We start from the raw sequence: 11,809 nt of genomic DNA, 5'->3' as shown, positions 1-11,809 counted from the left end.
AGCCCGAGCTCTCTATGGCCCGCCCCCGCGCCCAAGCCCCGCGCGGCGGCACCCGCGTCACCGGGCCGCGCGCCGCGCTTCCCTCACCCGGCGCAACCGGTTCACCAGCACCGGCGCGTGCGCCAGAGCCTCCGGCCGGTCCAGCAACGCGTTCAACACCTGGTAGTACCGGGTGCTGGAGATCCCCAGCTCCTCCCGGATGGCCCGCTCCTTGGCCCCCGCCGTACGCCACTGGCGCCCTTCGAGCTCCAGCACCGCCCGGTCCCGCTCACTCAGCTCACCCACGAGAACACCTCCCACGACCTACGAAGTGTCATTCTCGGACGTCCCCGGGACACACTCTGCGCCCTCCCCCGGCCGAGCGCCCCGGCTAACGTCACGGTCATGATCGAGTCGAGCTTCACCGTCCACGTCCCCGACGCCGACCTGACCCCCGAGCCCCTGGACCCCGCGCAGATCGTCGAGGGCACCCCCGAGGTCACCGGAAAGGTCCTGCACGAGTCCGCCGACGGCCGGCAGCTGCGCGGCATCTGGCAGATCACCCCCGGAGTGGTCACCGACACCGAGGCCGACGAGATGTTCGTGGTGCTGAGCGGCCGGGCCACCATCGAGATCGACGGCGGCCCGACGCTGCACGTGGGCCCGGGCGACTGCGCCGTCCTGCGGGAGGGCGACCGGACGACGTGGACCGTCCACGAGACCCTGAGGAAGGCCTACGCCGTCACGCTCCCCTGAACGACCGAACGCCCCCGCACCACCTCCGCCCCGGCCCGGCCTCACTTCCGAAGCCGGGCCGCCTCCTTGACCGCGGCGTCCTGCAGCCCGGTGAGGACCTGCTTCGGGTCCCCGGTGACGGCCTCGCCGATCCCGGCCTTGATCCGGTTGCTCACGTCCGCCCAGGCCGGGTCGCCGAACGGGTAGAAGCTGGCGTTGGTCAGACCCGTGGCGAACTGCTTGAGGTCGGCGTGCTTCGGGTCCGAGGACATCTGGGTGAAGGCGTCCTGGGTCACCGGCAGGAGGTTGTACCGCTCGTCGAACTTGAGCTGGTTCTCCCGCATGAACACGAAGGACAGGAACTTCTTGATCTGGTCCTTGTGCCCGTTGGCCTTGAAGGCCATCATCCAGTCCGCGACGCCGAGGCTGCCGGTCTTGCCGAGCCCGTCCTTCTTGGGGATCGGGGCCGTCCCGAAGTCGATGTTCCCTGCGGTGGCCATCCGCAGCAGCGTCGGGTGCCCGTTCAGCATCGCGACCTTCCCGGACGCGAAGTCCTGGAACACCGGGGTGCGGTTCATCTTGCCGGGGTCGGGATAGGTCAGCCCGGTGCTCACCAGGTTGCTCTTGAGCCAGTTGAAGGTGGCCTGGTTCTGGGCGCTGTCGATCGTGTAGTTGCCGACGTCGTCGGAGAGCAGGCCGCCGCCGCTCAGCGTCCACAGCATGGACTCGGCCGGTGCCTCCTCGGGCCCCAGCGGGAGGCCGTACGGGGTGACGCCCGGCGCCTTGGCCTTGATCTTCTCGGCGTCCTGCCGCAGCTCGCTCCAGGTGGCCGGCGGCTGGCTGATTCCCGCCTGCTTGAAGAGCGTCTTGTTGTAGAAGAGCACGCGGGAGGAAGAGACGAAGGGAATCCCGTACTGCGTGCCGAGCACCTGCCCGGCATGGGCGAAGGAGTCCATGAACTTGGCCTGGGTGTCCAGCGAGAGCACGTCCGCCGCCGGGTACAGCCGGTCCGCCGCGACCTGGTCGGCGAAGCCGCCGGTCTGCAGGAGGTCGGGCGACTTGCCGGCCGCGATCAGGTCGTCGACCTTCTTGCCGATGTCGGTCCAGCTCTCGACGTCGACGTCGACCTTGATGCCGGGGTTCTGCGCCTCGAAGCCGCGCACGACCTCGTCCCAGTACAGCCTGGAGCTGGTGTCGGCGTTCTCGCCGTAGTCCGCGGCGACCAGCCTGATGGTGACGGGCCCGTCGCCCTGTCCGCTGCAGGCGCTGACCGCGGAGAGCACCAGCGCGCCGGCCAGCGCGGTGCCGAGCACACGGGTGGGAACGTGGGCGCGCCTGTTCAACGCGGGTACCGCCTTCGGGGGGAGAAATGCGACCGGAGGGGTGATTCCGGCAGGGGGGAGGCGCAACACTGCCAAACCGACCCCACAGTGGTCCATACCTCTGCCCCGTGTCCGGCAAGTAGTTATCGAAGTGCGGACGTCATTGCACGATGCGCAACAGAACGCCGTCGGCGCCCACCCGAACCACCGCCCCGCCCCCTCCCGGCCCCCCGGAACCCCGTACCCCCAAAGCCCCGCACACCGACCGCTTCTGCGACAAAGCTCACCTCGCATGGACCAGACCAATCCGACAACTGGACTAGACCTCTTCGACCCGGCCAAGGGAAACTGTCCCCCGTGAAGCACGTCATCGCACTCGATGTAGGCGGCACCGGCATGAAGGCCGCGCTGCTCGCCCAGGACGGCTCCGTGCTGTTCGAGGCACGCCGACCGACCGGGCGGGAGCACGGCACGGACGCCGTCGTCGCCGCCATCCTCGACTTCGCCGCCGACCTGGCGACCGAGGGCCGCGACCGCTTCGGCGTCGCTCCGCTCGCGGCCGGCGTGGCCGTGCCGGGCACGATCGACGAGAGGAACGGCATCGCGGTCTACTCCGCCAACCTCGGCTGGCGCGACCTGCCGCTGCGCAAGCTCCTCGGCGAGCGCCTCGCGGCCCTCGCCCCCACGAAGGGGGGCGGCAGCAGCGCCCCGATCCCCGTCGCCCTCGGCCACGACGTGCGCTCCGGCGGCCTCGCCGAGGGCCGGATCGGCGCCGGCCGGGGCGTCGGCCGCTTCCTGTTCATCGCGCTCGGCACCGGCATCGCCGGCGCCATCGGCATCGATGGGCGGATCGAGGCCGGGGCCCACGGCTACGGCGGCGAGATCGGCCACGTCGTGGTGCGCCCGGGCGGCCCGGAGTGCGGCTGCGGCGCCCGCGGCTGCCTGGAGACGCTGGCCTCGGCCTCCGCCGTCTCCCGTTCCTGGGCCGCGGCCAGCGGCGACCCCGACGCCGACGCGGCATCCTGCGCCGCCGCGGTGGACGCCGGGGACGACCGCGCACGCGCGGTCTGGCAGGGCGCCGTCGACGCGCTGGCGGACGGCATCGTGCTCGCCCAGAGCCTGCTCGACCCGTCCACGGTGATCGTCGGCGGCGGGCTGGCCGAGGCCGGCGACACGCTCTTCACCCCGCTGCGGACGGCCATCACCGAGCGCCTGACCTTTCAGATGCCCCCGAAGGTCGTACCGGCGACGCTGAAGGACACCGCGGCGTCGCTGGGAGCCGGCCTCCTCGCCTGGGACCTGCTCGCCGAAACCCACCCCCCGCGGCCGTGAGGGGGCTCCCCACCCGGCCTCCGAGGCCTCATGCTCGGCACCCGGGACCGCACGAGCCGACCCGGACACCCCGGCCGGCCCGGCCCCCGCACCCCCGTGGCACCCGGACGCCGACCGCCGCCCGGGGCCAGGTCACCGACCACAGCGGCCTGACAGCGCCCAGCGCATTCGAGAACCCGGGACGCCCGTCCCGACAGATGGAGGTGACCGCGTGACTGCCGCGGAGCGTGACCGTACCGCACTGGCCGGCGCCCGGCTGGTCCTGCCCGGCGGGGTCGTCGAGGGCGACCGGATCGCCGTCGAGGGCACGAGGATCGCCGCCATCACGAGCGGGGCGAATGGCGGCGGGGCCGAGCCGGGTGACCTCGACCTGACCGGCCACACCGTCGTCCCCGGCTTCGTCGACCTGCACGTCCACGGCGGCGGCGGCGCGTCCTACGCCTCCGGCGTCGCCGAGGAGGCGCTGCGGGCCGCCCGGACCCACCTCGAACACGGCACCACGACCACGATCGCCTCGACCGTCACCGGCGAGATCGACGAGGTCGCCCGCCAGGCCGCCGTGCTGTCCGAGCTGGTCGAGGACGGCGTGCTGGCCGGCATCCACTTCGAGGGCCCGTTCATCTCCCGCAACCGCTGCGGCGCCCACCGCCCCGACCTGCTGCGCGACCCGGACCCGGCGCTGGTGCGCAAGCTCGTCGACGCGGCCCGCGGCCACGCGAAGATGGTCACCCTCGCCCCCGAGCTCCCCGGCGGCCTCGACTCCGTCCGGATGCTCGCCGACCTCGGCGTCATCGCGGCCGTCGGCCACACCGACTCCGACTACGCGACGACGCTGGAGGCCGTCGACGCGGGCGCGAGCGTGGCGACCCACCTGTTCAACGCGATGCCGGCGATCGCCCACCGGGCCCCCGGCCCGATCGTGGCGCTGCTGGAGGACGAGCGGGTCACCGTCGAGCTGATCAACGACGGCGTGCACCTGCACCCGTCCGTCCTCGACCTCGCCTACGGCACAGCGGGCGCCGAGCGCGTCGCCCTGATCACCGACGCCATGGGCGCCGCCGGCATGGGCGACGGCCTCTACCCGCTCGGCCCGCTCCAGGTCGAGGTCAAGGACGGCGTGGCCCGGCTGGTCGAGGGCGGCTCGATCGCCGGCTCGACGCTCACCCTGGACGTCGCGTTCAAGCGCTCGGTCACCGTCAACGGCCTGACTCTCGACCAGGCCGTCCGGTCGCTCAGCACGACCCCGGCCCGGTTGCTCGGCCTGAGCGACTCGATCGGCACCCTGGAAACCGGCAAGTACGCCGACCTGGTCGTGCTCGACTCCGCCACCCACGACCTCGTCGCCGTCATGCGCCGCGGCGCGTGGGTCGTCGGCGGCGACCGCTTCACCACCGTCAAGCCGGCCTGAACGGAGCCGCCTGACGGAACGCCGACGGCCGCGCTCCCCGTCACCGGGGAGCGCGGCCGTCGGCGTATCGCAACGTCGTCAGCCCGTCAGCTGCTCGGCTCCACCGTGATCTGGTCGACCAGGATCGGCCCGCCGGACGGCACGGTCATCGTGATGGTGTTCGAACCTGCCTGGAGCTGCGGCAGTATCCAGGTGGAGTACCACGAGGACGCCGGGTCCTTGCCGGGCGAGTAGTTCTTGAACGCCAGACCGCTCGGCCAGTCCTTGCCGTTGATCGACGCCGCACCCCGTACGTCGCCGCCGGCGTTGTTGAAGTGCACGGTCAGCTTGTAGGTGCCGGCCGTGGCCACCTCACCGGTCCAGCTCACCGAACCGCCCGGCTGGAGCGTCAGGTAGCTGCCGTCCGCGGACTTGGCGCCCTTGACGGTGTTTCCGGAGGGCGCGTTCTGGCCCTGGAGCTGGCCGGCGTCCGCCGTCACCGGCCCGCCGGAGGCGGAGGCGCTCGGCGAGGCCGAGGCGGAGGAGGTCCCGGAGGGGGTGCCGGAGCCGGTCGTGCTGGGCGCCGCCGTGGAGGTGGTCTGCTGGCCGCCCTTGGCGGTCTTCTTGTCGTCGCCCGGGTCGCCGGTGGACAGCGCGATCCCGGCGCCGATCGCGATCGCCGCGACGACCGCGACCGCTCCGATCACCGCGCCCTTGCTCCGGCCGCTGCTGCCCTGGCGGTCGTCACCCGGCTGCGGGCGGGAGTGCTCGGCGTAGCGGGTCTGCTGCGTGGGGACGCTGCCGTAGTCGGGCTGCTGCTGGCCGTACTGCTGCGGGTACGGCTGGCCGGGGCCCTGCTGCTGGGCCCCCCCTTGCTGGAAGTACTGCGGCTGCTGCTGCGCGCGCGGAGGGTAGGACTGCTGCTGGCCGTACTGGGCACGGCCGACCTCCATCGGGCGGCTGTACGGCGTACGCGGCACACCCTGCTGCGGCTCGGCCGACTGCCCGGAAGAACCGTCGGCCGGGCGGTAGAGGTAACCGAAGGGGTCGTCTTCCTGCGGGGCACCGCCCCCCGGGCCCTCGGGCGCTCCGTTGTTGCCGGCGGTCGTCACGGTGGTCAACTCCCCCATCGTTCGCGCCGCCGGGCCGGCGGCCCCAGGCGCAGGTCATGGACGCTCTCGTTACCGGGGAACCCTACCTGCCCGACCCGGCCGCCCGGAACGAGGGCTTGACAACCCGCCGGTAACCTGGGCCACCCGGGCCCGGGTTCAGCCCGCCCGGCGGTGCGAGCGCTCGCCCCTGGCCCCGCGCACGGCGCCGCCCCTGGCCCGCTTCTCGTCGTACATCCGCTCGTCCGCCGTGTGCAGGACCTCCTCGATGCTCATCCCGCAGCCGGCCCAGCCGATCCCGAGGCTCACGCCCACCCGCATCGCCCGTCCGTCGATCCGCATCGGCGGGATGATGGCGTTGCGCAGCCGGTGGGCGAGGTCCTTGGCCTCCTCGCGGCCGATGCCGTCGGCCAGCACCACGAACTCGTCACCGCCGAGCCGGGCCACCGTGTCGCCGTCCCGGACGGCCTGGCTGAGCCGGCGGGCGACCTCGACCAGGACGGAGTCGCCCGCGTTGTGGCCGAAGCGGTCGTTGATGGACTTGAAGCCGTCGAGGTCGCAGAAGAGCACCGCGAGCCCCTTCTCCACGACCGCGCCGCCGCCCGCGCCGGGGCGGAACGCGCCGGACCACGCCTCGCCGCCCGGGCCGTACTCGGCCGGGACGACCGCGTGCACGTGCTCCGGGTAGCCCGGACCGAACCCGGCGGCCCCGTAGGCCGCCACCTCGTAGCCCGTGGCCTCGTACCCCGTGGCCTCGCAGCCGGCCGGAAGACCGCCGTCCGCCGCCCCGAGCCCGGCCGGCAGGCTCCCGTCCGGCGCGCCGTACGTGTGCACCGCCCCCGCGTACGGCTCCGCCCCCTCCAGGCCGCCGTGCGCGGCGTGCGCGCTGTACGAGTCGGCCGGGTAGCCGCCGTACGGCTGCGGGAAGGCCGCCTCCGCGGGGCCCGCGACCGCACCGACGGTCTGCGGCTCGGCGCAGAGCCGGCGGGCCAGCCGGGCCTTCAGCTCGGCGCCGTTGGGCAGGCCGGTGAGCGCGTCGTGGCTGGCCCGGTGGGCGAGCTGGAGCTCGTGGCGCTTGCGGTCCTCGATGTCCTCGACGTGGGTCAGCAGGAAGCTGGGACCCTCGGCGGCGTCCGCCACGACGGAGTTGCGCAGGCACACCCACTGGTAGCCGCCGTCCCGCCGGGAGAGCCGGAGCTCGGCCCGCCCGCTCTCCGCGCTGGTGCGCTCCAGCAGGGCGCGGTCGTCGGGGTGGACGAGGTCGACGAAGCTCTGCTGGCGCAGCACCGCGCGTGGTCGCCCGAGCAGGCGGCAGAGCGCGTCGTTGACCCTGGTCAGCTGGCCGCGCCCGGGGCCGCACAGCTCCGTGATGGCCATGCCGCTGGGCGCGTACTCGAAGGCCTGGCGGAAGCTCTCCTCGCTCGCCCGCAGCGCCTGCTGCTCCTTCTCCAGGCGGGCCAGGGCCCGCTGCATCTCGGCCCGCAGGCGGGCGTTGCCGATCGCGATGGAGGCCTGGAGCGAGAACATCTCGAGCGCCTCGCGGGTCCAGGCGCCGGGCCGCTTGCCGCTGCGCGGGCGGTCCACCGACAGGACGCCGAGCAGGTCCCCGCCGGCGCTGTACATGGGGGCGAGCAGCCCGTCGGCGGGGTGCCAGTCGTTGGCGTAGACCGGCATCGGGCCGTCCCCGATCCAGCGCGGGATGTCGCTGGCGACGGCCCAGCCCCGGTCGTACGGCAGGAAGCGCAGGGTGCCCCAGTGGTCGCTGACGCCGAGCAGCCGGTCCCAGGACTCACGGGAGCCGACCTGGCCGAGCAGCACGGAGGGGCCGCCCATGGCGCTCTCCTCCAGCTCCCAGACGGCCGCCACCACGAGGTCGCCGTCGGGCCGCACCAGGCTCACCGCGGCGGCGTCGAATCCGAGCCCGTGGACCGCACCCTCGACGACGGCCTGCAGCGTGCCCGCCAGGCTGCGGGCAGCGTTGAGGTCCGCCACGACCCGGTGCAAGGTGCGGAGGGTCGCGAGACGGACGTACGGCTCCGACTCGGCTTCCATGCGGGGGCTCCCCGGCTGCTTCGGATAGTTCTTGATTGGTTATCGTCCGATTGCCAGAAGAACTGAATCACAGGGAGCACAGCGTTCGGCACGCTCGGTCAGCAATAGGCCACCACTTGTGACTTAAATCACACGACACTAATGCGCCCTTAATCAGCTCATCCGTCCCATAGCGGGACATAAAGCGCTATCGGAACATTTCTCCTGGTCGACCGCATTGCCCGGGCACTGAAGCCGCCTGTCGCCCGGCAGGCCCCCTGCTTCACCCCTGGGGGTGAGCGAGGGCACCGTTCCCGGGCCTCACCCCTGCGCCGCTGGTCCTACGACCACGGCCCGATGTCGCGACCCGCGACCGCCAGCTACCGTGCGGTACGTGTACCCGTCCCCGCAGCCCGAAGCTGCCGCCCACGCCACGCCCGACGAGTTCCGGGCCGCACTCTCCCAGCTCGCCGCCGGCGTGAGCCTGGTGACCGTCCACGACCCCGAGGACGGCGAGGACATCGGCATGACCGCCACGTCCTTCCTCTCCGTGTCGCTGGAGCCGCCGCTGGTGCTGATCTCGGTCCGCGAGGACTCCCGGATGGACGAGGTGCTCGCCCGCGTGGACACCTGGGCGGTCTCGGTGCTCACCGAGGGCCAGAAGACGACCGGCTCCCGCTTCGCCATGAAGGGCCGGCTGAGCGACCGGCTGCTGTTCGCCGACACCCCGCACCACCGCGGCCCGGCCACCGGCGCCCCGCTGATCGAGGGCGCGCTGGCAACCGTCGAGTGCCGCACCGAGCAGCGGATACCCGCGGGCGACCACACACTGCTGCTCGGCCGCGTCCTGGAGGCCGTCGTCCCGGACCCCGGTGGCCGGCCCCTGCTCTACTTCCGCGGCGGCTACCGCACGCTCGGCTGAGCCACCGCAGCGGAACACGGCACGCCAGGCCGAGCCACCGCGCCGACGGGCTACTCCGAGCGCGGCGAGCGCCGCCCCTCCTTCAGCTCGGAGCGGTGCCGCTTGCTGTACAGCCGCCGCTCGACCATCCCGCGGCTCGGCCTCGTCGCCCGGCGGGTCTTCGGCGGCGGCGCGCAGGCCTCGGTCAGCACCGCGGCCAGCCGGGCCGCGGCCGCCTCGCGGTTGCGCCACTGCGAGCGGAACTCCGAGGCCTGGACCACCAGCACCCGGCCGTCCACCAGCCGGCCCGCCAGCCGCTCCAGGGCGCGCTCGCGCCACACCTCGGGCAGCGCCTTCGAGGCGGCCACGTCGTAGCGCAGCTCGACCTTGCTGTCGGAGGTGTTGACGTGCTGGCCACCGGGGCCGGAGGAACGGGAGAAGCGCCAGACGAGCTCGGCGTCGGGGACGACCACCGACCCCCGTACGCGGATGGGCTCGGGCATGCGCCCATCATCCCGCGCCCGGCCCGCCCGGTCACCCGGTTATCCGGCACGCGCCCCGAGCCCCGACAATGGCGGTGTGATCGAGCTCGGCTACTCCCTCTCCAACCGCTTCCCCGACCCCCCGCAGACCGACTACCGCACCGCCTCCGTGCACGCCCTGCGGTACGACCTCTTCTGCGGCGACGTGTACCTGGACGCCGAGGGCGCGGAGCTCTCCACCGCCTGGGGCTGGGTCCCGGTGCTCGACTTCGCGTGGGCGCTGTGCGACATCGCCGAGGAACTGGACCGCGACCCGGCCGGCAGCCGGGCCGCCCGGGTCCAGACCGCCGACCTCGACTTCACCCAGAACACCGAGCTGCTGCGTTTCGCCCGCCGCTTCAACTGGGTCGAGGTCAGCGCCACCTGGCTGCCCGACGAACCGCCCGCGGTGGTGCGCCACGGCGAACTGCGCCGAGAAGCGCGGGACTTCCTCCAGGACACCCTCGCCGACCTGTTCGACATGCACCCCGATCTGGCCGACAACCCCAACATCTGGTCGCTCCAGGGCAGGTTCCGCCGGATATGACCCCGGCATTGCCCGTGCTTTGCCAGAAGTTGACACGTGTACGGAAGGAAGGATCCCCGGTGGAACCAATCCACCGGACGCTTGCGTTGTCCCGGGAAAGCGAACGAAGGGACAGCAATCACCATGCCAGTGAGCCTCTCCAAGGGCGGAAACGTCTCGCTGACCAAGGAGGCCCCGGGACTGTCCGCGGTCTCGGTCGGCCTGGGCTGGGACGTCCGCACCACGACCGGCGCCGAATTCGACCTCGACGCCAGCGCCATCGTCCTGAACGCGGACGGCAAGGTGCTGTCCAACGGCCACTTCGTGTTCTTCAACAACACCAGCACGCCGGACAACTCCGTCGTGCACACCGGTGACAACCGCACCGGCGAGGGCGTGGGCGACGACGAGTCGATCAACGTCAACCTGGCCGCCCTGCCCGCCGAGGCCGCCCGGATCACCTTCCCGGTCACCATCTACGACGGCGTCGCCCGCGGCCAGAGCTTCGGCCAGGTCCGCAACGCCTACATCCGCGTGGTGAACGCCGCCGGCGGCGCCGAGCTCGCCCGGTACGACCTCTCCGAGGACGCCGCGACCGAGACCGCGATGATCTTCGGCGAGCTCTACCGCAACAACGGCGAGTGGAAGTTCCGCGCCGTCGGTCAGGGCTACGCCTCGGGCCTGGCCGGCATCGCCCAGGACTTCGGCGTCCAGATCTGACGCCCGGGCCCCTGGGCCCGAAACGCCGCGGCGCGGAACATCGGTCGGTCCGACGTTCCGCGCCGCGGTCGCGTTTCCGGGGGCGTCAGCGCGAGGCGCGCAGCTCCGGGAGCTGGATCAGCTCCGTCTCCTCCTCCGGCGTCAGGTCGACGACGGTCGGCTCGCCCTGCTCCGGCGCAGCACCTCCGGCGTCCCGGGCCCCACGGGCCTCCTGCGCCTCCTGCGCCTCCTGCGCCTCGGCCAGCGCCTTCTCGGCCACCGCCTCGTCGCCCACCACGTCCGCCAGGTCCGTCCGCTCGTTCAGCTCGGCGACACTGCCGACCGCCGGCGCCGGGGCGGCCGCCCGCACCGCGGCACCCGGACTGCGGCCGAAGAAGCTGAAGCCCTGCCCGCGCGCCTGCCCGGACTGCCCCGGGCGCGGACGCTGCCGCTCGGCCGGTACCGCGGGCGCGGCCGGCGCGCCGCCCAGCTGGCCCACCGTGGCGGTCAGCACCGGCCGCACCGGAGCCGCCTTCACCGGGGTCGGCGCCGGAGCCTGCTGCGGAGCCGACTCCGGGGTCGGGACGGACGGGGCCACCGGGGCCGGCACCGCGGAAACGGGCCTGGCGGGCGCCGGAGCCTGCGCGGCCCGCGCCGGCGCGACGGGAGCCGTCCGCGCCCGCAGCGCGACCTCCGCGCCCGCCGTCCGCTCGCGCTGCTCCTCCTGGGCCCGCGCGCGCCGCTCCAGCAGCCGCAGCGCGGCACCGGCACGGACGAACGCGGCCGGGCTGGCCGGGTACTTCGGACGGCTCGCTGCCAGCGCCCGCTGCGCCGCCTCGGCCTCCTTGAGCGCCTGCTCGGCGACCAGCACGGCCCGCTCGCGCAGCAGGCGGGCGATCTCGGTCTCGGCCTTCGCGAGGCGCGACTTCTCCGCGGTCAGCCGCCGCCCGAACCGGGTGGCCCGTTCCTCGGCGACCTCCGCCGCGTACTCGGCCTCGGCGAGCTGCTCCTCGAAGCGCTCCTCGGCCCGCAGCCGCTGCGCGACGGACGTCTCGGCCGCGGCCCGGGCCGCCTTGTCGCGCTGCTTCAGCAGGACCGCGAAGCCGAGCGTCGCGGACACCGCCGCGACACCCACCGAGCGGACCAGGATGGTGTCCTGACTGAAAAGCAGAGCGGCCAGAGCGGCGACGAGGAGCACGCCGGCTGCGGTGGGGGGAAAGACCCGGCCGAGGACGGAGGAATGACGGTGGCGTCCGCGAGACATGCC

General features: G+C 73.3%; 12 protein-coding genes. 6 read left to right on the top strand and 6 right to left on the bottom strand.

Going from position 1 to position 11,809, the window contains the following annotated elements; genetic code table 11:
- Positions 1 to 57: 57 nt before the first annotated feature.
- Positions 58 to 285: a DUF3263 domain-containing protein gene (locus AB0C76_RS21360; RefSeq protein ID WP_359967555.1), complete on the bottom strand. Its 228-nt coding sequence runs from the start codon at positions 283 to 285 to the stop codon at positions 58 to 60.
- 99 nt (positions 286 to 384) lie between these two features.
- Here AB0C76_RS21360 and AB0C76_RS21355 point away from each other — a divergent pair, with 99 nt between their 5' ends.
- Positions 385 to 735 carry a cupin domain-containing protein gene (locus AB0C76_RS21355; RefSeq protein WP_359967552.1) on the top strand — a complete coding sequence of 117 codons (351 nt, stop codon included), beginning with the start codon at positions 385 to 387 and terminating at the stop codon, positions 733 to 735.
- Between the two features lie 41 nt (positions 736 to 776).
- Here AB0C76_RS21355 and AB0C76_RS21350 read toward each other — a convergent pair whose 3' ends face one another.
- Entirely contained in the window at positions 777 to 2,057 is a 1,281-nt protein-coding gene (locus AB0C76_RS21350; RefSeq protein ID WP_359967550.1) for an extracellular solute-binding protein, read from the bottom strand.
- Positions 2,058 to 2,393: 336 nt separating this feature from the next.
- Here AB0C76_RS21350 and AB0C76_RS21345 point away from each other — a divergent pair, with 336 nt between their 5' ends.
- Positions 2,394 to 3,368 carry an ROK family protein gene (locus tag AB0C76_RS21345; protein ID WP_359967547.1) on the top strand — a complete coding sequence of 325 codons (975 nt, stop codon included), beginning with the start codon at positions 2,394 to 2,396 and terminating at the stop codon, positions 3,366 to 3,368.
- 211 nt (positions 3,369 to 3,579) lie between these two features.
- Positions 3,580 to 4,776, top strand: a complete 1,197-nt coding sequence (gene nagA / locus AB0C76_RS21340; RefSeq protein WP_359967544.1) for an N-acetylglucosamine-6-phosphate deacetylase — start codon at positions 3,580 to 3,582, stop codon at positions 4,774 to 4,776.
- A gap of 86 nt (positions 4,777 to 4,862) precedes the next feature.
- Here nagA and AB0C76_RS21335 read toward each other — a convergent pair whose 3' ends face one another.
- Both AB0C76_RS21335 and AB0C76_RS21330 read right to left on the bottom strand, forming a co-directional pair.
- The gene (locus AB0C76_RS21335) at positions 4,863 to 5,876 is read right to left on the bottom strand and encodes a hypothetical protein (protein ID WP_359967541.1); all 1,014 of its coding nucleotides are present in this window, start codon (positions 5,874 to 5,876) and stop codon (positions 4,863 to 4,865) included.
- Between the two features lie 147 nt (positions 5,877 to 6,023).
- Positions 6,024 to 7,916 carry a diguanylate cyclase gene (locus AB0C76_RS21330; protein WP_359967538.1) on the bottom strand — a complete coding sequence of 631 codons (1,893 nt, stop codon included), beginning with the start codon at positions 7,914 to 7,916 and terminating at the stop codon, positions 6,024 to 6,026.
- A gap of 373 nt (positions 7,917 to 8,289) precedes the next feature.
- Between AB0C76_RS21330 and AB0C76_RS21325 the strand changes: the two genes are divergently transcribed.
- Positions 8,290 to 8,817: a flavin reductase family protein gene (locus AB0C76_RS21325; protein ID WP_359967535.1), complete on the top strand. Its 528-nt coding sequence runs from the start codon at positions 8,290 to 8,292 to the stop codon at positions 8,815 to 8,817.
- A gap of 50 nt (positions 8,818 to 8,867) precedes the next feature.
- Here AB0C76_RS21325 and arfB read toward each other — a convergent pair whose 3' ends face one another.
- Positions 8,868 to 9,299, bottom strand: coding sequence for an alternative ribosome rescue aminoacyl-tRNA hydrolase ArfB (gene arfB / locus AB0C76_RS21320; RefSeq protein WP_329932295.1), 432 nt, complete (start codon positions 9,297 to 9,299; stop codon positions 8,868 to 8,870).
- A gap of 76 nt (positions 9,300 to 9,375) precedes the next feature.
- Here arfB and AB0C76_RS21315 point away from each other — a divergent pair, with 76 nt between their 5' ends.
- Together AB0C76_RS21315 and AB0C76_RS21310 are read left to right on the top strand one after the other, a co-directional pair.
- Positions 9,376 to 9,864 carry a hypothetical protein gene (locus AB0C76_RS21315; protein ID WP_359967532.1) on the top strand — a complete coding sequence of 163 codons (489 nt, stop codon included), beginning with the start codon at positions 9,376 to 9,378 and terminating at the stop codon, positions 9,862 to 9,864.
- A gap of 123 nt (positions 9,865 to 9,987) precedes the next feature.
- Positions 9,988 to 10,563, top strand: coding sequence for a TerD family protein (locus AB0C76_RS21310; RefSeq protein ID WP_359967529.1), 576 nt, complete (start codon positions 9,988 to 9,990; stop codon positions 10,561 to 10,563).
- Between the two features lie 85 nt (positions 10,564 to 10,648).
- Here AB0C76_RS21310 and AB0C76_RS21305 read toward each other — a convergent pair whose 3' ends face one another.
- The gene (locus AB0C76_RS21305; protein ID WP_359967526.1) at positions 10,649 to 11,806 is read right to left on the bottom strand and encodes a hypothetical protein; all 1,158 of its coding nucleotides are present in this window, start codon (positions 11,804 to 11,806) and stop codon (positions 10,649 to 10,651) included.
- Positions 11,807 to 11,809: the final 3 nt, after the last annotated feature.

The sequence above is a fragment of the Kitasatospora sp. NPDC048722 genome, assembly GCF_040650235.1.
Classification (GTDB): Bacteria; Actinomycetota; Actinomycetes; order Streptomycetales; family Streptomycetaceae; genus Kitasatospora.
This window is presented reverse-complemented; position numbering and strand designations above follow the sequence as displayed.

Coding starts and splice junctions, on each gene's coding strand:
- AB0C76_RS21355 (WP_359967552.1), top strand. CDS start 385: ATGATCGAGTCGAGCTTCACCGTCCACGTCCCCGACGCCGACCTGACC.
- AB0C76_RS21330 (WP_359967538.1), bottom strand. CDS start 7,916: ATGGAAGCCGAGTCGGAGCCGTACGTCCGTCTCGCGACCCTCCGCACC.
- arfB (WP_329932295.1), bottom strand. CDS start 9,299: ATGCCCGAGCCCATCCGCGTACGGGGGTCGGTGGTCGTCCCCGACGCC.
- AB0C76_RS21310 (WP_359967529.1), top strand. CDS start 9,988: ATGCCAGTGAGCCTCTCCAAGGGCGGAAACGTCTCGCTGACCAAGGAG.
- AB0C76_RS21305 (WP_359967526.1), bottom strand. CDS start 11,806: ATGTCTCGCGGACGCCACCGTCATTCCTCCGTCCTCGGCCGGGTCTTT.